Raw genomic sequence first — 22,416 nt, forward strand, 5'->3', positions numbered from 1 at the left:
TCCTGGGTCTCGTTCGCTTGTCGCTATGCTGCGACTTTTGTTACTTTATGCAGGACCCGCTGATTTATTCAGCGAAAAGTCACTAAATTGTGACCTTCTGGCATAATAATGAACTTATTCTCTTGTCACAACTTGAGTTTACGGATATACGTTAAAAAAGAAGTGCCCGCCGGCACGCTAAAAGGTCAGGGATCTCAATCATAAAATGGCGAAATCACTAGTCATAGTCGAATCACCAGCGAAAGCTAAAACCATCAATAAGTACCTTGGAAATGACTTTATCGTCAAATCCAGCGTCGGCCATATCCGCGATCTGCCAACGAGCAGCAACAAGGATAAAGCCAAAGAAGACAAAACTAAGCTCAGCAAAGAGCAAAAAGAGTATCAGGCTCTGGTTGAACGTATGGGGATAGACCCAAACAACAACTGGCAGGCCCGTTATGAGATTTTGCCAGGCAAAGAAAAAGTCGTCAAAGAGCTAAAAGCTCTGGCAGAAAAGGCAGACACTGTTTATCTGGCAACGGACTTAGACCGTGAAGGGGAGGCGATAGCCTGGCACCTTCAGGAAATTATTGGTGGCGAACATCAGAAGTTTAAACGGGTGGTCTTTAATGAAATTACCCAAAATGCCATTAAAAATGCCTTTGTTGAACCGGGTGAAGTCAATCAGCACCGTGTAAATGCGCAGCAAGCCCGTCGCTTTTTAGACCGGGTTGTTGGCTTTATGGTGTCGCCGTTATTGTGGAAAAAAGTCGCCCGTGGCTTATCTGCTGGTCGTGTACAGTCTGTGGCTGTACGTTTAGTGGTAGAGCGTGAACGCGAAATTAAAGCTTTTGTACCAGAAGAATACTGGACTGTTGCCGCAGACACCCTGACCAAAGCGGGTGTAAACCTGCAACTGGATGTGGCTAAACAGGCCGGAAAAGCCTTCAGGCCCGAAAATAAGGCCCAGACTGATGCCGCTGTGGCTGTGCTGCAAAAAGCCAGCTATCAGGTCACTGAACGTGAAGATAAGCCGTCGAGCAGTAAAGCTCAGGCACCTTTTATCACCTCAACCTTACAACAAGCTGCCAGCACCCGTTTAGGTTATGGCGTCAAGAAAACCATGATGCTGGCACAACGTTTGTACGAAGCCGGCCATATTACCTATATGCGTACCGACTCAACCAACTTAAGTGTTGATGCGTTGACGGCGTGTCGCGATTACATTGAACAGAACTTCGGTAGCAAATATCTGCCGGATCAGCCTTTAAGTTATGGTAGCAAAGCCAATGCTCAGGAAGCGCACGAAGCTATTCGTCCATCTGATGTATTTGTTTTGGCCAGCAGCCTGCAGGATATGGAAGCCGATGCCCGTAAATTGTACGAGCTGATTTGGCGCCAGTTTGTGGCCTGTCAGATGCCTTCAGCACAATATGATGTCACAGTGATCACCGTAACTGCAGCGGACTTTGAATTAAAAGCCAAAGGTCGTGTATTACGTTTTGACGGCTGGACCAAAGTGCAACCTGCGCAAAAACGTAAAGACGAAGAAGAGCTGGAACTGCCGGATGTCAAACCTGGCGAAACCTTAAAGCTGGAACAGTTAGCTCCGGCTCAGCACTTTACTAAACCACCGGCTCGTTTTAGCGAAGCAAGTTTAGTCAAAGAGCTGGAAAAACGCGGTATAGGCCGTCCTTCCACTTACGCAGCTATTATTTCGACTATTCAGGAACGTGGTTATGTCAAAGTGGACAACCGCCGTTTCTACGCTGAAAAAATGGGCGAAATTGTGACTGACCGCCTGGTTGAAAACTTCGGCGATTTAATGAGTTACGACTTTACCGCCAATATGGAAGTGCGCCTTGATGATATTGCTCATGGTGAGCTGCAATGGCGTAAAGTGCTGGATCAGTTTTATGGCGATTTCTCGCAGCAGTTAAAAACTGCGGAATCAGACCCGGAACAAGGCGGCATGCGCACCAATCAATTTGTGCTGACCGATATCGCCTGTCCGACTTGCGGTCGTCAAATGGGTATCCGTACTGCATCGACCGGTGTGTTTTTAGGTTGTTCAGGCTACAACCTGCCGCCAAAAGAGCGCTGCACAACCACTATGAATCTGACTCCTGGTGATGATGCAGTGGAAGTAGCGGATGAAGACGAATTAGAAACCGAAATACTGCGCCATAAAAAACGCTGTGCTAAATGCGGCACTGCTATGGATCATTACCTGATAGATGAGCAGCGTAAGCTGTATGTCTGTGGTAACAATCCGGGCTGTGACGGCTATCTGGTTGAAGCTGGTGTATTTAAACTTAAAGGCTATGACGGCCCACTGATCGAATGTGAGAAGTGTGGTTCGGATATGCAGCTGAAATCAGGTCGTTTTGGTAAATACTTCGGTTGCACCAATGACACTTGTAAAAACACCCGCAAGTTGTTGAAAAGTGGTGAAGCTGCGCCGCCAAAAGAAGATCCGGTGCATTTACCAGAATTAAAATGTGAAAAGTCAGATACCTACTTCGTATTACGTGATGGTGCTGCAGGTTTATTCCTTGCTGCTGCTACTTTCCCTAAATCCAGGGAGACACGTGCGCCACTGGTATCTGAGCTGGCTCGTTTTAAAGACCGTATCATGCCGAAGTTTCATTATCTGGCAGAAGCTCCTGCAGCCGATGCTTCAGGCAATCCGACTATCATCCGCTGGAGTCGTAAGACCAAGCAGCAGTATGTGATGACGGAAAAAGAAGGCAAAGCCACTGGCTGGTCGGCCTGGTACGAAAATGGCCGCTGGGTCGTGACCAAAGAAAAAGAGAAGTAATTTCAGAGTAATAAAAAAGGCGCTTAGGCGCCTTTTTTATTACCACATTCGCTATACCCAAAGTAATTGGAGTTGCAGGGAGGCGACAAGTGAGTGAGACCCCAGCAGCATAGGTGTCCTATGTGCCATTGGATTGAGGCGAAAATGCGCACACAATGCCAAGTACATATTTTCTCTATATGTCTGGGGCGAGAGCACGCAGTCAACAAAGCTGCAGCTTTAAGTACGAAGGGGATTGTTACCACTTACGTTTAGGGGCAAATAGCACATCCAAATCGTTGTTTTCCAGCTCTGCTTTTTTCTGTCTGTCGCGCAGATTACCTTCTTTTAATTCAGTTGCTATGTCTTCGAGTATAGTCATGACTTCACTTTTACGATTCGTAACATAGTCATCTACATGGGCGCAGTTAGATAACGTAGTCAAAGCTTTTTCATAACACTGGCGAGCGGAACCTAACATATTGCCGGCCCGAGCCTGATTACCGCGTTTCACCTGACTTTCCACATTAATACGCAGTTGCAGCATTTCTAGTCGTCTGTCTTCCTGCACTACGGTTTGGGTATCAATATTGCCTCGGGCATGTTCGGCGCGCAAAATAGTGCGCAGCTTTTTAATACCCTGGATCATGCCGATAATTTGTTTGTCGTTATCTGGCATGGTTAAACCTTCGACTGTCATGTCGCCGGAAGCTGTATCATTTAAGCGGGCTTCAGTCTCTCCAATGCGTTTCTTCAGGTCTTTTGAATTAGGTTCCAGCTCCAGCATAGCTTTGAGCGTGACAATGATTCGTTTGAGCAGCATTTGCACTATGCCTTTAGTGATAGGCACATTGGCGGCATTAAGCAGAATGTCTTCTGTATCTTCTAACAGCGTTCTGAGTTTTGAAAACTCAGCGCGTTTCAGCGATGCCAGTCGCTCTTTGTGTTGCTGCACGGCGTTGACAATCACGGCGATAATCACCAATGCAACGACCAGCACTATGATAATGGTAAAAAGCATCCAAACTCCGTTGCCCCCAGATTCTAAGAGGGGATTTCAGCTAAGGCCTGATTTTAAGACGGGCCTCGAAACATTTCTATATTAAGGTCAGCTCAGGGCAAAAACAGGCTAAACATAGCTCCGCCATACAAACCGCCGTTACTTAAGCGAATAAAACCAGTTTTACCATGATTTTTATGTGCTTTGGCGATTAACCCTGCAAAAAACAGGCCTAAACCTGTGCGGCCTGCCGCCAAGTTTAAATCTTTCATCAGGGTATCGGCATTTTCCAGCATAAATTCAGGATAACCCGGGCCGTCATCATGCAATTCGATGGCAAGACCATGTTCGGTCAGTTCTGCACGCAATAATAATTTACTTTTGGTGTAACGCAGCGCATTAACAAACATATCATTCAGCAAATTACTAATCAGGTCGCTGTCAAAATACCAAAGCAACTCGCTGCCTGCTTGTATTTGAACCTGTATATCTTTTTGTGCACTGTACATTTCATTTTTCAGCAGGATTTCCTCAAATAAATCAGAGATATAATACTGATCTATTTGCAAAGGCAGCTGGTTTTTTTCGATACGGTACAACGACAGTAGTTGCAATAAATTGATATTGAGCCTGTTGGCTTCATAGTGGATACGGGATAACTCTTCACGGCCATTGCTATCCAGCTGTTGCTGCTCTTGTTGCAGGTTATCAATAGACTGGATCAATAAGCACAAAGAGTTCTTCATATCATGTGCTGCAGATGCCAGCACTGTTGCAAAGTCGATGGATGAATCTGAACCTGACATACTGTCCCCGATGATCCCGTTGTACTGCTATTGACACAAAAACAGCAGTTTTTTTAGTTACTATTGGTTATATATTCCAACTAAATCAAAATAAGTTGGAATATCCAAATGAATATGTATAGTGTTTATATCATATGCCAAGAACGGATCACTGACACATGAAATTACAACAGCTGCGTTATATTGTTGAAGTTCTCAATCACAACCTGAATGTCTCTGCAACAGCAGAGAGCTTATACACATCACAACCTGGCATTAGTAAGCAGGTACGGATGCTGGAGGATGAACTGGGTATTCAGGTGTTCGGCCGTTCCGGTAAGCATCTGACTCATGTTACACCTGCTGGCAGAGATGTTATTGAAATAGCTCAGCAAATACTAGCAAAAGTTGAGAGCATCAAAGCCGTTGCCAAAGAACATACCTTGCCGGATCAAGGCAAACTGAATATAGCCACTACCCATACTCAGGCCCGCTATGCGTTGCCTCCCGTGATCAGCGGCTTTATGAAAAAATTCCCTAAAGTATCTTTGCATATGCATCAGGGCACGCCCTCGCAAATTGCTGAAGCTGCATCAAGAGGTGACGCTGATTTTGCTATAGCGACCGAAGCTATGCACTTATTTAATGATTTAGTGATGTTGCCTTGTTATCACTGGAATCGCAGCGTGATTGTGCGCCACGATCATCCCCTGGCAAGCTTAAGCCGAAAAATTGCGGTAGAAGATGTGGCCGAACATCCTATTGTCACTTATGTATTTGGTTTTACTGGCCGTTCGGAATTGGATCGTGCTTTTGGTGAAAAAGGCTTAGAGCCTAAAATTGTTTTTACAGCCACAGACGCTGACGTGATTAAAACCTATGTGCGTCTAGGTTTAGGTGTAGGTGTAATTGCGTCTATGGCAATGGATAAAGAAGCGGATAAAGATTTAGTCTCCATTGATGCCAGCCATCTATTTGCCGCATCCACCACCAAAATTGGCTTTAGAAAAGGCACGTTCTTGCGTACTTATATGTACGATTTTATTGAACGTTTTGCTCCGCACTTAACCCGTGAAGTGGTAGAAAAAGCCAATATGTTACGTAATCAGGACGATATAGACCGAATGTTTGCCAAGTTTGAGTTGCCGATTAAGTAGCTGTTCCAAACAACACAGAGGGCCTTAGTGGCCCTTTGTGTTTATCTGCAGATGAAGGGCAAACTCTTGCCGCAGTTCCTGACAGACTTCCATCCTATGACCATAACTCTGAATAACCAACATCCGTCTGTTTTACATCCTGTACTTCACCAGTAAGCGTTAATGCAACTTATTGGGGCATGTACAAAAGCCATGTTATTTTTTCATTTAGATGTCTGGATGTTTACATGTCTTAATTTGCTGGTTATGCTAAATGGAGACAAACACATAAATGTATGATCAGAATGAAAAACTGAAGATGCAGCAAGTTCGACTTGAGGGGAGTTAAACATGATTGATTTAAAACTGCTGCGTACCTTACAGGCGTTGCAACAGACCGGCACTTTGGTGGCCGCCGCTGATCAGTTGTGTCTGACTCAGTCGGCTTTATCTCATCAACTCAAAGAAGCCGAGTCTTATCTGGGCGCTGCACTTTATCTGCGTAAAAGCCAGCCGGTTTCTTTTAGCGCTCAAGGTCAACTGTTATTGGAATTAGCAGCACAAGTTCTGCCTTTAGTAGCGCAGGCTGAGGCACAGCTTAAAGGTAAAACCTTAAGCCGAATTCGACTGGCCGTGGAATGCCATGCCTGTTTTCACTGGTTAATGCCTGCCGTCAAAGCTTTTGGGTTACTGCAAAATGACTGCCCGGTCGAGTTTTCTGCAGAGATTGAACACAACGCTTTGGATGCTTTGTTAAGTGATGAACTGGATTTGGTGCTGACCACAGATAAGCGTGAGCTGGCAGGCTGTTTTTTCGAGGCATTATTTGAGATGGAGTTATGCCTGGGAGTAAGCATGGATCATCCATTGGTGCAGCAGCCATTTATCCAGGCACAACAACTGAAGCAGGAGGTTTTGTTAGGTTATCCATTGCCTTTGGATCGGCAGGATTTATACCGTTATGTGTTGGCACCACAAGGCTTGGATGCCAAATTCAGAGCTGTGGCGCAAAGCAGCCAGATTTTGCAGTTGATTGCTGCGGGGCAGGGCGTTGCTTTGTTACCACGTTGGTTGATGGAGCCTTATAGAGCGCAGGGCCTGCTGGCGGTTATTCCTGTAGGAGAACAAGGTTTATTCAGAACTATGTATGCAGCCTGTCGACAGGGGCAGCAAGAGACTAACCCGCTGCGACAGTTGTTAGAGCAAATAAGCCTGCATCAGCCTTCGTAAATTAACGGGTCTGTCGCGTTATTTAGCTCAAAAGCTTCCAGTCGTTCCTGACAAGAGCCACATTTACCACAGGCTTTTTCACGGCCGTTGTAGCAGGTCCAGGTTTTGCTGTAATCCAGCCCCATGGCTAAACCATCGCGCAAAATCTCAATTTTGGTTTGGCTTAAATAAGGGCTGACGATATCGACTGGCTCGTAGTTAGCCACCTGACAAACTTCATTCATTTTATGCACAAAATCAGGACGGCAATCCGGATAAATAAAATGATCACCAGAGTGAGCGCCGTAATACACAGCGCGAGCATTGAGGGATACGGCATAACCTACTGCTAGTGATAACAAGATCATATTGCGGTTTGGTACCACGGTCGATTTCATCGTATCAGCAGCGTAATGACCCTCAGGGATTTGAATATCTTCATGGGTGCTGTCCGGCGCCATCAGGCTGGACCCTGCCAGTAACTGATTAATCGCAGAAATATCCACCACTTTATGCGGCACGCCTAATTCTTCACAGACGCTCTTGGCGCAGACCAATTCTTTGACATGGCGCTGACCATAGTTAAAAGACAGGGCATAGACTTCATGACCATCGGCAATGGCTTTATGCAACACGGTAAATGAATCCATACCGCCGGAATAGATCACAACAACTTTTTGCGGCATCTGTCAGGCTCTCTCGCTATAATAGGCAAAATTTCGGGCGCGCATTGTACTGTATCTGAGCCTGTAGCTAAAGGAAAACCCCATAAAGTGTATAAAGTAAACGAGATTTTCGAGACCATTCAGGGTGAAGGCAGTTACACCGGCACTCCTGCTATTTTTCTGCGTTTACAAGGATGTCCTGTAGGCTGCTCCTGGTGTGATACCAAACAGACCTGGGAAATAGACCCGGAGCTGCAATTAAGCCCCGCTGCCATTTTAGAGAAAAAAGCCGATTCGGATCACTGGTGCAGCTTATCATCCGCCGAAGTAGTGCAGCTCTTTACCGACAAAGGCTACCGCGCTAAACATGTGGTGATCACGGGCGGCGAGCCTTGTATGTATGATTTACGACCTTTGTGTGAGTTGTTGCATCAACGTGGTTTTTCTACGCAAATTGAAACCAGCGGTACTTTTGACATTCTGGCACCTGACAGCACCTGGGTAACTGTCTCCCCTAAAGTAAATATGAAAGGGGGCTACGAAGTGCTGCGCACTGCACTGGAGCGTGCGAATGAAATTAAGCACCCTGTGGCCATGGAGAAGCATATCGACGAGCTGCTGGAGCTGCTACAAGGCCTGGATTTAACCAACACACTAGTGTACTTGCAGCCGATCAGTCAGAAAGCCAAAGCCACTCAGTTGGCTATTGAATTTTGTAAACAATACAACTGGCGTTTAAGTGTGCAGGTACACAAATATCTTGGCATTAATTAATCACTCAGCTGATTTCTTCCAGACTGTCCTCCAGCCAGAGCTCTAAATCTCTGGCTGTTTCATCTAAATCCTGCTTTAACCACTGGCGTTTCAAGTGGGGCGTCAGTGGCAGCAGTTCCATCCAGCGTGACACTAACCAGCATAAATTCTGATGTTCAGGTTCAGGGTAAAGACTTGCCAACTCCGGATATTGCTTAAACACCAGCTGTAGTTTGTGCCAGAGTTGGTGTTGTTCTGCATTGGTGTTTTTAGCCGTCCAGAATGGCAAAGGTGACAGTTCTGCCACATGCAGCTGGTCCTGTTCCTGCCATCTTTTCGTGATTTGATGACGTCCTAATCCTTCGACCGTAATACCCAACAAACCATCAGGCAATTGCTCAAAATCTACAATAGAAACCAGCGTCACTTCGGGGCAAATCCGGTCTGCATGCTGCTGACTAACCAGCGGGTTGAGACTTGCCATTGCAAAAGGGCGTACACCGCTGCTGGCTTCTTTCATCAGCCTTAAATAACGTGGTTCAAATAAACGCAAACGCATTCTGCCTTGAGGCAGTAGCAGGGTGTTCAGTGGGAATAAAGCTATTGTTGGATTCATAACCGCATGTCGTTAACTACTCTGCGGTTATGTACGCAACCAGCGGGGCTTTAGATTAGTCTTTGGCTGTTCTTATTGGATCATCTTTCAGTTTAGGTATTTTTAAACCCAGTTCCTTGCCTCTGTTGCGGGCATAGTAAGTACAGCCAACAAACATCAGGACAGAAAACAGCAGTTCGAGCAGGGCCAGCAAAAACTCTGTACCTGAACTGACCCATAAATGCGTCAGGCTGTGGATCATATACAGCATGACTATAAAGTTAGCCCAGGCAAAGGTATAAGCTTTGCCTGTGATCATGCCCCAGAGCGGGAACCACAAAGGCGTCCACAGCAAGGCAAGCAGAACCTTAGCGCTGCCCAGTTCTGGTGGTGCTAACCATAAAACCCAGACAGGGATCAGCATAAAAAGACCAGCAAAACCAATACGGCCAAGCCACAGATAAAGGCGGGTAGAAGGAGCCATAGCTATAGATCTATCGTTCATAAGGTACTGAATCCGGAAGTTTTTAAGGCGATAGCTGCTAAAGCTAAACGTTTACCAAATTGAATAGCCAATTGATGTTCATCTTTACTCAAATTGCTTGCACCTGATAAGCCACTGACATGACTTGGGCCATAAGGTGTGCCGCCAGTTTGGGTATGATGCAGTTCGGGTTCCAGATAGGGCAAGCCAATCACCAGCATACCGTGGTGCAATAAAGGCAACATCATACTGAGTAAATTGGCTTCGTTACCGCCATGCATACTGCCGGAAGAGGTGAAAACACCAGCAGGTTTGTCCATTAACGCGCCTTTAAGCCAGAGGCTACTGGTGTTATCCCAAAAGGCTTTCAGTGGTGCTGCCATATTGCCAAAACGCACCGGACTACCAAAGGCAAAACCATCAGCTTCGAGCAAGTCTTGTTCCGTTACATGCGGATGTATACCGACGGCAGATCCATCCAAAGCTGGCACTGTACGTAGCATCACTTCAGCACCGGCCTGCTGGGCACCTATAGCAATTTTTTCAGCTAAAGCGGCAACAGAGCCATGACGGGAATAATACAAAATTAATAACTGAACACTCATGCAAGCAATGCCAGCATTTTATCGGCAGGACGAGCTATCACAGCTTTGTTTCCCACCTGAAGCACAGGCCGTTCCATCAGTTTCGGATGAAGCAGCATAGCTTCAATCAACTGCTGTTCAGACAACACAGGATTAGCTAAATCTAAGGCCTTGTATTCATCTTCTTTACTGCGTAATAAATCACGGGCAGGCAGTTGTAGCGCTTTGAGTAAAGCTGTCAATTCAGCTACAGACAAAGGCTGATCCAGGTAATAACGTACAGTAAAAGCCTTGCCGCTTTGCTCCAAGAGGGCCAAAGCTTCCCGGCTTTTAGAGCAACGGTTGTTGTGATAAAGCGTAATCATAAATTAACAGTGCCTTGATGTTACAAACGTTTCAGACGGTTTAACTCGGTTTGCCATTGTTTTTTCTTGGCCTCAATCCGTCTGTTTTCTAAGGTGTTATTTTTCCCCAGATGATTTAACGCCTCGTTTAAATCATCAATGGCTTTAGGGTAGATAGCCATTTGATAATATAAATCAGCTCTGGCTTCGTAATAGCGGGCGTAGTCTTCCATCGCTTTATAAGTATCAGCCAGCATTTCATAAGCCAGGAAAATATCATTTTTGAAATAAAGTAAGTTTCTCAGTAAATGCACAGCTAATCGATGCGCTTTACCCTGAATAGCCGCATTGGCATAGTTCAGCGTGATCACCTGATTATTGGGTTTTAGTAAGTACTGCTGCTCCAGCATGGTCATGGCTTGCTCAGCTTTGCCTTGGGCCAGCAGAATATCTGTGTAAGCGTCTATATAAAATAAGTTATCTGGTTCTTGCTGGCGCAGCTTACTGATAATTTGCTCAGCTTTGTCGATTTGTTTGTCATCAAAATAGGTCAACGCCAAACCATACTGATTGGCTTTGGTATTGCCGCCAGGTTCAGATAGTTTACGTAAAAAGTAACTCTGAGCGTCTTTGGTCTGGTAATGATAACGCGCCATCACCCGGGCTTTGATCAGGGTGTAATCCTGGCTGTCCGCGACAAAACGTTTAGGAAATTGTTCTGCTCTTAAACGTGAATCTGCAACCCGGGATTGTGACAAAGGGTGAGTGTACAAAAAGGCCAGCTGGGTATTGGCAAAACGGCTTTTTTCCGCCAGCTTGTTAAAAAACTCTGGCACAGCATAAGGGTTATAACCCGCATCTGCCATCAGCTGAATACCAATGCGGTCGGCTTCCTGTTCGTTACTGCGGGTAAAGTTAATCGCACTTTGTTGTGCCAGTCCCTGCGAGGCCATAATACCAGCCATACCCGCTTCCGGATTCACTGTTGCCAGTAATATAGAACCCAGGATCCCAGCCAGAGTTAAAGGGCCGTTTTCAGAGCGGGCTTCGACAGAACGGGCAATGTGACGTTGGGTCACGTGAGAGATTTCGTGCGCTATGACAGAGGCAAATTCACTTTCGCTGTCTGACACCGCCAAAGTGCCGGTGTGGGAGACAATGTTGCCACCCAAGGTCGCGAAAGCGTTGATGTTTTTATCATTGACCCAATAAAAGCGGAATGGAAATTTAACATCCTGAGCTTTAGCCACCATCTGGTTGCCCATAGAATTCAGGTATTCATCCATCAGAGGGTCGTACACCATAGGCAACTGGCCTTTAGTTTGACGCATCATCACGTCGCCCAGTTGCTTCTCTTTATCCGGCGTTAAGGTTGAAAAGGCATTGCCACCTATATCAGGTAACGCATTATTGGCCAGAACTGAGGCAGAGCTCAGAGCCAGACATATACTGAACAGGCTCAGTTTAATGAGTTGTGTTTTTACTGCAAATTGCTTCATTTATTTTTTGAACTCAGTCATACCGGCTTTAAACACGGGCAATTTTAATTCACTTGGTCCGCTTACCCCAGCTTTTTTTGATAAATCTGCAACAGTAGCAATCAGATACAACATCTTCAGGTTGTACTGTTGAGTTTTCCAAGCAAGAATAAAACAGAGTGTACAGTGGTTCAGTTAATTGTTGTTAAGCCACTGATTAATTTCAGTGTCTTTGGCAAAATAAAACGGATGAAGTTCAACCTGATCTACTTTTTAGCAGAAGACAGGGTGTATTGCCGGAGCAATACACCCTGTTAAAGAGTTAAAAACTCAGGCTAAGTCCTACAGAAACTGAACGCGGCAGTGCAGGTTCAAAAGCTCTACCGTTGGCCTGATTCACCACCACAGCTCCCACATAGTTTTTATCGGTCAGGTTATCCACACCCAGCCAGTAACGCAGTTGCGTATCGGACCGCGTTGACTCTGCAACCAGCTTCAGGTGATAGACAGTAGCTGAAGGTGCATATAGTTGGTTTTGATCGCTGGTCGCTATTTTGCTGCGATACAGAGTGTCCAACTGAAGCATCCATTCTGAGCTTTGCAAAGGCATCCAGCTGATTTGCCATTGAGCCTGTTGTTTGGCCACACCAGGGAGTAACTTGCCATCAAGATCGCCCTCTGTAAAACGGGCATTGAGCTGAGTGAGTGTCCATTGATGTTGCCAGGATGCAGAGGCAAACCATAAGGCTGACAGCTCAGCACCTGTGCGCTTTGTTTGACTGGCATTACGATAACTGGTGCGACCGCCAAGGGATTGATCCACCACTAACTCATTTTCACTTTCGATCAAAAACACAGCCAGGCTGGAGCGCCAGTTATTTAGCTGCCATTTATTACCCAGCTCCCATTGCTGGTTGGTACTCTCTTTTAATCCCAGATTCAGGCCATCGCCGTTGCTTTGGTAGGCCATCTCGGTAAAGGTTGGGGTCTCAAAACCACGACCTGCACTGATATACCATGATAATTGGTCAGATTGGGCAAAGTTGAGCGCTAATGCGGCTGAGGTTTTCGCAAAAGAGGTGGAGCCGCTGTCGTCCGGGTTTTGTGCGGTGATGTAAAAATCAGTGACATCAAAATCCAGTTCAGAGTGACGGACACCACCACTTAATTGCCAGGCAGGGTCTAAATCCCAGACAAAACGGCTATATAAATCAGCAGACTGTACTTCGCCTTCTTCATCGCGGCGTAAATCCCCCTGAACGCCCTGATTGTTGACATAACCGCGGCGCTCATCGGTACTTTGTTCAAGCGCACCACCTAAGCTCAGGCGAAGCTGCTCGAATTGCCAGCTGTAGGATGCGTCCAGGCCCTGATAAGGCCGGTTTAAATCAACCACACCACCAGCGGAGGTAGGGGCTATCCCATCAAAGCCTAAATACTGCCCTACATCACGTTGACCAAACCAGGCCGCCAGACGCCAGCTTTGATCCGCAAGTTGCTGTGACAGGTTCATGCTCCATTGTTGTTGTTTGGTAAATTTACGGGTATCAAAAGTGAAAGCATTGGCTGCGGTCTGACGTGGAGCAGCCTGCCACTCCTGTGCTGTTAAACCCAATGGGTCTTGCAGCAGTGGATCATAAGACCAGTCGTAGCGCAGTTGCAGCTTCAGATCGTTCTCAAAAGCACTTTGCCACAACCACTGCGCTTGTTGTTTTTTTGCATCACTATGAGAGCGCTGGCTTTGTAATTCTGCGTTTTTCAGGCTAATTGAGGTCGCATGATTGCCTTTGACCATAGCTGCCGAGAGCAGTTGCTGGCGGGCAAACTGACTGTGACTGAGTTGCACTGAGGCTGAATTTTCTGTTGGCCAACGGCTTTGCAGCGCCACTACGCCGCCCGCTGCGTTGCCATACAATACAGCAAGTGGGCCTGTCAGCACTTCAACAGAGGCCAGTTGATCCAATAACACCGAACTGAATTGGCCCTGACCATCCGGACTGGACAGCGGAATACCATCCTGTAACAAGCGAATGCCACGAATGCCAAAACTGCTGCGACTGCCAAAACCACGTGCGCTTAAGCGACTGTCCTGGGCGTAGTTGGCTCTGCTGTCGGCCTGAATACCCGGAATGTGCTGCAATAAACTGGCGGCATCTATCTGCAAGGGCTGTTGATCAAAACTTTTGCGAAAGCTGCTGGCAGCGCTACCTAACCAGGGGGATTGTTGACCCTGAGCTGTGATCACTATGATTTCGTCCGGGATTTCATCTGGACTGGCGTTTTCTTCTGCGATAACAGCCGCAGAAAAAAAACTGAGCGCTAAAGCGCTCAGTTTAAAAGGTAAATAATTCATCTGAAGAAGATACTCTTTATTGTGGTGATAAACGTAATAACTTACCGTCATCTTCGTCAGTCAGCAGATAGACTGAGCCATCAGGGCCGGCCTGCACATCACGGATACGGGCACCAATGCGGATACGCTCTTCGTGGCTGACTTTATCGCCAGTCAACTCCAAACGTACTAACTGCCCAAATTTTAAAGAGCCCACTAACAGATTGTTTTGCCAGCCATTGATTTGAGTGCCGGTATAAAAACTCATGCCACTTGGAGCAATAGAAGGCACCCAATAATGCAGAGGCTGCTCTAAACCTGCTTTAGTTTTGTTACCTATCACACCGCCACCGTATTCTTCACCATAAGTAATGACTGGCCAGCCATAGTTTTTACCCGCAGTGGCTATATTGATTTCATCGCCGCCCTGAGGGCCATGCTCATGAGTCCACAAAGCACCGGTTTGAGGATGAATAGCAGCGCCTTGCAAGTTACGATGACCATAAGACCAAACGTCGGCTTTTGCATCTGTTTGTGCAGCAAAAGGATTACCTGCTGCAGCAGTACCATCTTTATTCACTTTCACCACTTTACCAAAGTGACCTGATAACTTCTGGGCATCATCGCGACGTGACCCCCGATCACCCAACGTAATAAACAATTCACCAGCAGGGTTAAACACCAGACGGCCACCATAATGGTAGTTGCTATCAATAGCTTCGGCCTGACGGAAAATCACTTTCACCTGTTTTAATGCCTGACCATCTAAGATAGCGCTTGCCACTGCTGTGGCATTGATGCCACCGTCGCGGGGCTCACTGAAGCTGAAGTAAATGGTTTTATTTTTGGCAAAGTCCGGATCCAGTACCAGACCTAATAAACCACCCTGACCTTGTGCATGCACTGCGGGAACACCCTGAATGGCTTCGCTTTTTTCACCGGTTTTGCTGATATAACGCAAAGAGCCAGCGCGCTCTGTCACCAGCAAAGAGCCGTCTGGTAAAAACTGCATGGCCCACGGATGATTTAATCCGGAAGAAAGCGTTTGCATGTCCAGCGTGGCTTTTTCGGTTTTTAACGATTCAGCCACCAGAGGCTGAGCCACCAGACCAAGGCCAACAATCAGGGTGAGCAGGGATAGTTTATGCATACAACAGATCCTTTTTTGAGCGCAATAAAAAAACTGAGCATAATAGATACCATAAAAAAGTAGTGAAAATGCGGCTGGTATCCACTTTGTTGGGATTAATGGAGATTAATTGGCGCTTTTCAGGTAAGCCAACACCACATCATGGTGATTGCTGGTTTTGAAGTCATCAAAGACTTTACTGACTGTACCATTTTGCTCAATCAGAAAACTGATTCGATGGATACCGTCGTAAATTTTGCCCATAAATTTCTTTTCACCCCAAACACCAAAGGCTTCTGCGGCTTTGTGATCTTCATCACCTAACAAGGTAAAGTTTAACTGTTCTTTTTGCTCAAACTTCGCCAGACGGGCAGGGGCGTCAATACTGATGCCCACAACCTGTACATTAAAATCAGCCAATTGTGCTTTGCTGTCGCGTAAGCCACAGGCTTGTACTGTGCAGCCTGGTGTCATGGCTTTAGGGTAAAAATACACCAGTACACGGCTTTTTTTCAGTAACTCACTCAACTGCACAACCTGGCCTGTCTGATCTGGCAAACTAAAATCCGGTGCTTGTTGTCCTGCTGTTAATCTGTTCATTGTTTTTCCTTTTATTTATAACTGTGCTTCAAAACGCCCGGTCAGCTGAAGCTGATCAAGCAAAGCTGAAACCTCCTGCTTAATCAGCTCAAGCTGCGCACCTTGTGGCAGTTGGACCGTCATAGTGCAGTGGTTTAACAGCTGTTGAGTGTGGGTATCAGTCAGGGTTTCTGTGCGCAAAGCCCCGATATAAATCTGATGATTCGCCAGCAAAGTAGCAATGGCACCCAAGGTGCCTACTTTATCTTTTCCGGTGTATTCCAACACGTAATGTGCGCTGACCTCTGCAGTATGATTGGCTGATGTACGTTTGGTCATGGTAAGCAGATCAAGTTCATAACCCAATCCAGGCAACAAATGTTCAATCCGGCTTATGGCCACAGCATCACCGGATAACAACATAATAAAAGTGAACTCATTGCCAAAAATAGCCATGCGGCTATCGACTATGTTGCAGTTACAATCCGTAACCAGGCGTGCAAGACGGCTAACGAGCCCTGTTCTGTCTGCACCTATTGCAGTGACGACCAATTGTTGTGGCATGCTAAGTTGATGTCTCTGAATGAAAAACGGCTGCGAAGTTTAGCATATTTCGCGTAAATTTCACCTGTGTGACAGTCCCTTGCTTGTGTTTGTTGTCGTGCGTCATTACCATAGGCAGCCTGAAAATTTTGGAGCCTTGAGCATGTTTAGCGGAAGTATTGTTGCTTTAATCACCCCTATGGATACTGATGGTGCTGTGGATTATGGCAGCCTGAAGCGATTGGTGGATTTTCATTTAAGCAACCAGACCGACGCTTTGGTGATTATGGGGACTACAGGCGAGTCCGTGACTTTAAGTTTTGCCGAACAACGTCAGGTCCTCGAAGCGGTTCTGGCTCAGGTTGATGGCCGTATTCCGGTGATCGCAGGCAATGGTTCAAATTCAACTGCAGACGCGGTAGAAAAAACCAAAACCTTATCCGCCTTGCCTATTGCAGGTTTTTTAACTGTGACTCCTTATTACAATAAACCTATGCAAAAAGGCATGATAGCTCACTATCAGGCTGTTGCTGCGGCGACAGATAAACCCGTTATTTTATATAACGTGCCAGGGCGCACCGGTGTGGATTTGTTGCCTGAAACTGTGGCTGAACTGGCAAAAATATCGAATATCGTTGGTATTAAAGAAGCGACAGGTTCAATGGCGCGTTTGGCTCAATTGCAGGCTTTATGTCCGGCAGATTTTTTATTATTCAGCGGCGACGATGCCACTTGCTGCGAATTTATGTTAAAAGGTGGCCACGGCGTCATCTCGGTGACTACTAACGTTGCGCCTGCTTTGATGTCACAAATGTCAAAAGCAGCATTAGAAAAAAATACAGAATTGGCACAACAGCTTGATCAGAAGTTACAAGGTTTACATCATCAGCTGTTTATCGAAGCCAATCCTATTCCGAGTAAATGGGCACTGCTGAAGATGGGGTTAATTGCTGATGATATGGCAAGATTACCTTTGACCCGGTTGGAACCAATTCATCAAAGCGTAATCGAACAAGCGCTGAAACAAGCCCAGATTAATGTGTAGGAGTTTTATAGTGCAGTATTGGATCCCGGCAAGCTTAATTGCCTCATTGTTTATTTCTGGTTGCTCTTTGTTCCCTGAAGACGTTGTTGAGCAAAGCCCGGTGGAGACTAAGCCTTTGGCTGAGTTGAAGGTACCTGCCGGATTAGTGGCTGCAAAAAAACCAGCACAGTTTGATATTCCACCAGCTCCAAATGCGCCAGTGACTGAAGTTGAACTGAAATCCCCTATGCAGGTATTGGCGCTGGCTACCAATAGCAGGGTGGAAGAAGAAGAAACAGAAGCACGGATTTGGTTTGAGCGTTCTGAGTTTACAGGGGAGTTATTGCCTTACCTGAAAACTAACGTGCTGGATTTCGGCAAAGAAAAACAAATCGAAATCACCCAAAAAGATCAGCAAGGCCTGGTATTTGAAACGGGTTGGGTGAGCCGTTTTGAAGAGGAAGGTTTCTGGCTGTGGAAAGATATGGTAGAGAAAGAACAGAGCCGTTTTCTGGTCGTTTTTGAACCTAAAACCCACGGTCGTACTGTAGGTCTTCGAGTGCAGTTGCTGGAGCATCGTTATATAGACAAGGATACAAAATTATCCGCCATAGCGCAAAGACGCGAGGAAGTGTACTTCCTGAACCGTCTGGTCGATAAAGTCGCGACTGTAGAGTTGGCTCAGATCAAGCAGAAGAAAGCACAATCACGGCAGATCACTCTGACAACTGGTTTTGATGCAGAGGGTAATGCGGCCATGATCACCGGACAGCCTATCGACGCAGCCTGGCCACAGTTAGAGTTGTTGTTCGAACAAAATGGTTTTGTCGTAAATGACTTAGACCGAACAAAATATACCTTTTTCCTGACGTATCAGGAACCTGAAGCTGGATTCTGGGATTCGTTATGGGGCGGTGAGGAAACTATTCAGGTGCCTTTGACTCCTGGCGATTATCAGTTAGTACTGACAAAATCAGAAGTAGGTACCAATCTGAGCTGGCGTGACAGTGCTGGGAAAATCTTATCTGCAGAACAGATCAGTGCACTGCATCAGACCTTGGTGCAAATTATTAAAAGAGACAGTATAGAACTGTAAATCAGTATGACAGGACAAGCGGGAGCTTATTGAGCTTTCGCTTGGTTTTCCGAACAGCTGCTCGAGCTAGTTAAAAAACCACCTGCGGGTGGTTTTTTTATGTGATGACATTCAGCTGTCTGCTTTATTGCATGGGTTTGAAGCCACTGAATTGTCTTAGCCGATGCAGGAAAGATAAAATAACGCTATGATTAGGCTCACTTTAATGGCAATGCAGTAACGAAGAGGATCGCTGATGCTGGATGTGCAGGATTATTTGAAAATTTTTATCGGCATCATCGCTATCCTCAATCCCCTGGGTGCATTGCCTATGTATTTATCCTTGACTGCAGATCACAGCGAGCAGGATAAAAAACAGGTTGCGACTACAGCGGCCAAAGCGGCTACCGTAATTTTATTGGTGACCCTGTTTTTTGGCGAATTTATCCTTGGCTTTTTTGGTATTTCGGTAAATTCATTCCGGGTTGGTGGTGGTATTTTAATTCTGCTGATGGCGATTTCGATGTTAAACGCTCAAACCAGCGGTGCAAAAAGTACCGAAGCGGAGCGGTTAGAGGCAGCGCAAAAATCTTCTATTGCGGTGGTGCCTCTTGCTATGCCGATGCTGGCAGGCCCCGGAGCCATTAGTTCGATTATTTTATATGCCAACAGAGCTGAAGGTTGGCAACATTATTTAATTATTTCGGCAGAAATTTTACTTGTTGGCATTCTTCTGGCGATCCTGATGCGCTTATCAGGTAAAATAGCCAACAGATTAGGACAAACCGGCATGAATATTATCACTCGTGTGATGGGACTTATTCTGGCGGCTATCTCTATTGAGTTTATCAGTCTTGGCTTAAAGGGGATTTTCCCTGTGTTGGCGGGTTAAGGTTTTTAGCAGGTTAAGGGCAAAATATGCGATTACTTATTACGGCTCTGTGTTTTATGTTGTGCCTCAGCAACGCACAAGCAAAACAACTGACTGACTTGTATCAGGCTGTTGTGCCTGCGGGTCAAAGCCAAAGTGCCTGGCAACAACAGGCGCTGGCTCAGGTATTGGTCAAAGTGACAGTCAACCCTGCAGTCATTGAACAGGGCGCTATCAAAGCTGAACTGAAAAATGCCGGCAACTACATCAAAACCTTTGCTGCTGTCAGTTCAGAACAAGGACCAGCGTTGAAAGTAGGACTGGATGAGCAAAAAGTGCAACAGTTGTTAAGCCAGCATCAGATCGCGATTTGGGGCGCCAGACGACCTGCGATAGTAGTGTGGCCTGTTGAACAAACTCCTGACAGTCGGGTCTTTATGCAGGGTGCAGCACATCCTGTATTGACTCAGTTGCAACAACAAGCGAAGGCTATTGGCTTGCCTCTTGAGCTGCCAACAGCCAGCGACACTTATGTGCCAACTTTGTCCCAGGACGAGGTATGGGCCGGGAACTGGTTGCTGATTGAACAAGCCAGTTTGCCATTTAATGCCGATCAGACCTTAATTTTACTCTTTGACCAGCCTACAGCTGGTCAATACCGATTAACCTGGCAGGGTTATGAGCAAGACCAGCTTGTCAGCAATGAGTTATTAGCAAGCTCACAACAAGAGTTGGCTTCTGCATTTTTAAGCAGTTTAACGGCGCAACTGGCCAGTAAATTTGCCGTTCAACTCGGTAGCCAACAGGGCCAGATCGAGCTTGAGCTGGATATCGAAGGCTTAACTAATTTTGTTGATCAAGTCAAAGTACAACAAATGCTCAGCGCCATGTTGTCGGTGAAACAAGTGACAGTGCAGGAGCGCAAAGCGGATTTACTGAAATTTAAAGTACAACTGGCGGCAGACCGCAGTGCTTTTATTAACTCCTTGTCGTTAGAGCGTCGTTTGCAATCGCTTCAAACACAAACTGAGCAAGCTGTTCCAGTCGAACCTATGGAAAGCGCTGACGGCGCTGCGGAGACGGATGAGCTTTTTGCTGAAATGGCTGCCGAAATGGCGACAGAGCCAGCTGCTGCAGCACCAGATGTTATGCCTTCCGTGCTGCGTTACAGGTATATCCCGAACTAATGACTCCGGTGCAATACACGCTGGCAGTGACACTGCCAGAAGATGAAACTCTTGATACCTTCTATGGGGCTGAAACCAGCCCTGTGGTGGGGTATATCAAGCATTTTCTGACGACTCCTTCTGAACACCGCCTGCCTTTGTATTTGTTTGGTGCCAGTGGCAGTGGTAAATCCCATTTGTTATATGCCGCTTGTGTGCAGGCACAGGAGTTGGGCTTAACCAGTCAGCTGTTGAGTCTGGAAGATTTTAAAGCCTGGAGCCCCAGGATTTTAGATCAACTGGAAGAACTGGATCTGGTGTGTCTGGATAATATTCAGGCGATAGCCGGGGATATCAGCTGGCAAGTGGCGGTGTTTGATTTATACAACCGCATGACAGAGCAGGGCAAAGCACTGATTATTGTTGCGGATCAGGCACCCACCGAACTGGGAATTACCTTACCGGATTTAGTGTCGCGTCTGCAGGCTTGTACCAGTTTTCAGTTGCGTTTATTAGGCGATGAAGACAAACAAAAACTGCTGCAACAAAAAGCCCGTTTACGCGGCATGGAGCTGCCGGATGAAGTGGCGCGGTTTTTACTCAATCGTCAGCAACGTGATATCCGTGAACTGGTGCAAATTCTCGATTTACTGGATAAAGCCTCTATAGTGCATCAGCGTAAGTTGACCATTCCTTTTGTCAAAGACATGCTGAGCTTATCTCACTGATTTTTCGTCCTTTGAACTAAAAAAAGCCTTATTTTACGCAAGCTCTAAGCGCAAATCTGGTGTATTATTGCCACCTTTTTATACGACTTATCCCCCCGAAGTTAGTGATGCTGCAGCCGACAAAGATGCCGCTTCAGGTAGCAAGGGGACTAACGCTGGTCTGAGGATAGCGATGAACTTAACCGCCATTTTAGAAGAAGCCTTACAGGCAGTCGCTGTAGCGAACGATATCAACGCACTGGAAGACGTGCGCGTGGCCTTTATGGGTAAAAAAGGCAGCATCACAGAGTTGCTGAAATCTTTAGGTGCTATGGATCCGGAAACCCGCAAAACTGCAGGTCAACAGATCAATGACTTAAAACAGCAAGTGCAGGACGCGTTAAACACTAAACGTGATCAGATGCAACAAGCTGAGCTGGCTCAAAAACTGTCAAAAGAGCAGATTGATGTGACTTTGCCTGGCCGTGCTTTAGAAGCCGGTGGTCTGCACCCTGTCACCCGCACCATTCGCCGTATTGAAAGCTTTTTTGGTGAATTGGGTTTTGAAGTCAAACATGGCCCGGAAATCGAAGATGATTTCCATAACTTTGATGCATTGAATATTCCAACGCATCACCCGGCCCGTGCCGATCACGACACCTTTTATTTTAATCCTAAGTTGATGCTGCGTACTCAGACTTCTGGTGTGCAAATTCGTACTATGGAAACAGAACAGCCACCGCTGCGGATCATTTCCCCGGGCCGTGTGTATCGTAATGACTACGATCAAACCCATACGCCGATGTTCCATCAGGTCGAAGGTTTGATGGTGGACAAAAACGTCAGCTTTACTGAACTCAAAGGTATTTTGCACGACTTCCTGAATAACTATTTTGAAGAAGACCTGCAAATTCGTTTCCGTCCGTCCTTTTTCCCTTTTACTGAGCCATCCGCTGAAGTGGACGTGATGGGCAAAAACGGCAAATGGCTGGAAGTATTAGGCTGCGGTATGGTGCATCCTAATGTATTACGTTCTGTTGGCATCGACCCTGAAATCTACAGCGGTTTTGCTTTTGGTATGGGCGTTGAGCGTCTGACCATGTTGCGTTATGGCGTAACAGACCTTCGTTCATTCTTTGAAAACGATCTGCGTTTTCTAAAGCAATTCAGATAAG

At 46.3% G+C, this 22,416-nt stretch carries 22 protein-coding genes; 10 read left to right on the top strand and 12 right to left on the bottom strand.

What is annotated here, in order from left to right; translation table 11 throughout:
* The first annotated feature begins 205 nt into the window (after nt 1–205).
* The gene (gene topA, locus LSG34_RS00100; RefSeq protein WP_233006781.1) at nt 206–2,803 is read left to right on the top strand and encodes a type I DNA topoisomerase; all 2,598 of its coding nucleotides are present in this window, start codon (nt 206–208) and stop codon (nt 2,801–2,803) included.
* Nucleotides 2,804–3,041: 238 nt separating this feature from the next.
* Here the strand turns inward: topA and LSG34_RS00105 are convergent, their stop codons facing one another.
* Both LSG34_RS00105 and LSG34_RS00110 read right to left on the bottom strand, forming a co-directional pair.
* The gene (locus LSG34_RS00105) at nt 3,042–3,803 is read right to left on the bottom strand and encodes a hypothetical protein (RefSeq protein ID WP_233006782.1); all 762 of its coding nucleotides are present in this window, start codon (nt 3,801–3,803) and stop codon (nt 3,042–3,044) included.
* Nucleotides 3,804–3,895: 92 nt separating this feature from the next.
* Entirely contained in the window at nt 3,896–4,588 is a 693-nt protein-coding gene (locus LSG34_RS00110) for a sensor histidine kinase (RefSeq protein WP_233006783.1), read from the bottom strand.
* A gap of 158 nt (nt 4,589–4,746) precedes the next feature.
* Here LSG34_RS00110 and cysB point away from each other — a divergent pair, with 158 nt between their 5' ends.
* Together cysB and LSG34_RS00120 are read left to right on the top strand one after the other, a co-directional pair.
* Nucleotides 4,747–5,724: an HTH-type transcriptional regulator CysB gene (cysB, locus tag LSG34_RS00115; protein WP_233006784.1), complete on the top strand. Its 978-nt coding sequence runs from the start codon at nt 4,747–4,749 to the stop codon at nt 5,722–5,724.
* Between the two features lie 330 nt (nt 5,725–6,054).
* Nucleotides 6,055–6,933, top strand: a complete 879-nt coding sequence (locus tag LSG34_RS00120; RefSeq protein WP_233006785.1) for a LysR substrate-binding domain-containing protein — start codon at nt 6,055–6,057, stop codon at nt 6,931–6,933.
* On the opposite strand, the gene queC is transcribed toward LSG34_RS00120, so the two are convergent.
* The gene (gene queC / locus LSG34_RS00125; protein ID WP_233006786.1) at nt 6,921–7,598 is read right to left on the bottom strand and encodes a 7-cyano-7-deazaguanine synthase QueC; all 678 of its coding nucleotides are present in this window, start codon (nt 7,596–7,598) and stop codon (nt 6,921–6,923) included. The genes LSG34_RS00120 and queC overlap by 13 nt on opposite strands.
* An 87-nt stretch (nt 7,599–7,685) precedes the next feature.
* Here queC and queE point away from each other — a divergent pair, with 87 nt between their 5' ends.
* Entirely contained in the window at nt 7,686–8,351 is a 666-nt protein-coding gene (queE, locus tag LSG34_RS00130; protein ID WP_233006787.1) for a 7-carboxy-7-deazaguanine synthase QueE, read from the top strand.
* 4 nt (nt 8,352–8,355) lie between these two features.
* Here the strand turns inward: queE and LSG34_RS00135 are convergent, their stop codons facing one another.
* The 9 genes from LSG34_RS00135 to LSG34_RS00175 all read right to left on the bottom strand — a co-directional run bounded on the left by LSG34_RS00135 (nt 8,356) and on the right by LSG34_RS00175 (nt 16,419).
* Nucleotides 8,356–8,946 (bottom strand): LON peptidase substrate-binding domain-containing protein, encoded by a 591-nt coding sequence (locus LSG34_RS00135; protein ID WP_233006788.1) that lies wholly within the window; start codon nt 8,944–8,946, stop codon nt 8,356–8,358.
* Nucleotides 8,947–9,001: 55 nt separating this feature from the next.
* A complete protein-coding gene (locus tag LSG34_RS00140) occupies nt 9,002–9,430 on the bottom strand; it encodes a DUF2069 domain-containing protein (protein ID WP_233006789.1) in 429 nt (142 codons plus the stop codon).
* On the bottom strand, nt 9,427–10,014 hold the full coding sequence (gene wrbA, locus LSG34_RS00145) for an NAD(P)H:quinone oxidoreductase (RefSeq protein WP_233006790.1): 588 nt from the start codon (nt 10,012–10,014) through the stop codon (nt 9,427–9,429). Before wrbA ends, LSG34_RS00140 begins: the two co-directional genes overlap by 4 nt.
* The gene (arsC, locus tag LSG34_RS00150; RefSeq protein WP_233006791.1) at nt 10,011–10,358 is read right to left on the bottom strand and encodes an arsenate reductase (glutaredoxin); all 348 of its coding nucleotides are present in this window, start codon (nt 10,356–10,358) and stop codon (nt 10,011–10,013) included. The genes wrbA and arsC overlap by 4 nt, the downstream gene beginning before the upstream one ends.
* Before the next feature lie 20 nt (nt 10,359–10,378).
* On the bottom strand, nt 10,379–11,836 hold the full coding sequence (gene bepA / locus LSG34_RS00155) for a beta-barrel assembly-enhancing protease (RefSeq protein WP_233006792.1): 1,458 nt from the start codon (nt 11,834–11,836) through the stop codon (nt 10,379–10,381).
* A 301-nt stretch (nt 11,837–12,137) separates the two neighbouring features.
* Nucleotides 12,138–14,168, bottom strand: coding sequence for a TonB-dependent receptor family protein (locus LSG34_RS00160; RefSeq protein ID WP_233006793.1), 2,031 nt, complete (start codon nt 14,166–14,168; stop codon nt 12,138–12,140).
* A 16-nt stretch (nt 14,169–14,184) separates the two neighbouring features.
* A complete protein-coding gene (locus tag LSG34_RS00165) occupies nt 14,185–15,297 on the bottom strand; it encodes a PQQ-dependent sugar dehydrogenase (protein ID WP_233006794.1) in 1,113 nt (370 codons plus the stop codon).
* Between the two features lie 105 nt (nt 15,298–15,402).
* Nucleotides 15,403–15,876 carry a thioredoxin-dependent thiol peroxidase gene (gene bcp / locus LSG34_RS00170; RefSeq protein WP_233006795.1) on the bottom strand — a complete coding sequence of 158 codons (474 nt, stop codon included), beginning with the start codon at nt 15,874–15,876 and terminating at the stop codon, nt 15,403–15,405.
* A gap of 15 nt (nt 15,877–15,891) precedes the next feature.
* Nucleotides 15,892–16,419, bottom strand: a complete 528-nt coding sequence (locus LSG34_RS00175) for a glycine cleavage system protein R (protein ID WP_233006796.1) — start codon at nt 16,417–16,419, stop codon at nt 15,892–15,894.
* A gap of 142 nt (nt 16,420–16,561) precedes the next feature.
* On the opposite strand from LSG34_RS00175, the gene dapA reads away from it, so the two are divergent.
* The 6 genes from dapA (at nt 16,562) to pheS (ending at nt 22,415) form a co-directional block, all read left to right on the top strand.
* Nucleotides 16,562–17,443 carry a 4-hydroxy-tetrahydrodipicolinate synthase gene (gene dapA / locus LSG34_RS00180; RefSeq protein ID WP_233006797.1) on the top strand — a complete coding sequence of 294 codons (882 nt, stop codon included), beginning with the start codon at nt 16,562–16,564 and terminating at the stop codon, nt 17,441–17,443.
* Nucleotides 17,444–17,453: 10 nt separating this feature from the next.
* Nucleotides 17,454–18,518, top strand: a complete 1,065-nt coding sequence (bamC, locus tag LSG34_RS00185; RefSeq protein WP_233006798.1) for an outer membrane protein assembly factor BamC — start codon at nt 17,454–17,456, stop codon at nt 18,516–18,518.
* Nucleotides 18,519–18,753: 235 nt separating this feature from the next.
* On the top strand, nt 18,754–19,389 hold the full coding sequence (locus LSG34_RS00190) for a YchE family NAAT transporter (protein WP_233006799.1): 636 nt from the start codon (nt 18,754–18,756) through the stop codon (nt 19,387–19,389).
* Nucleotides 19,390–19,415: 26 nt separating this feature from the next.
* Entirely contained in the window at nt 19,416–20,555 is a 1,140-nt protein-coding gene (locus tag LSG34_RS00195) for a DUF2066 domain-containing protein (RefSeq protein WP_233006800.1), read from the top strand.
* Entirely contained in the window at nt 20,555–21,262 is a 708-nt protein-coding gene (hda, locus tag LSG34_RS00200) for a DnaA regulatory inactivator Hda (protein ID WP_127021876.1), read from the top strand. The genes LSG34_RS00195 and hda overlap by 1 nt, the downstream gene beginning before the upstream one ends.
* Nucleotides 21,263–21,434: 172 nt before the next feature.
* Nucleotides 21,435–22,415, top strand: coding sequence for a phenylalanine--tRNA ligase subunit alpha (gene pheS, locus LSG34_RS00205; RefSeq protein WP_127026486.1), 981 nt, complete (start codon nt 21,435–21,437; stop codon nt 22,413–22,415).
* Nucleotide 22,416: the final 1 nt, after the last annotated feature.

The organism is Rheinheimera faecalis, from assembly GCF_021290965.1.
GTDB classification, from domain to species: Bacteria; Pseudomonadota; Gammaproteobacteria; order Enterobacterales; family Alteromonadaceae; genus Pararheinheimera; species Pararheinheimera faecalis.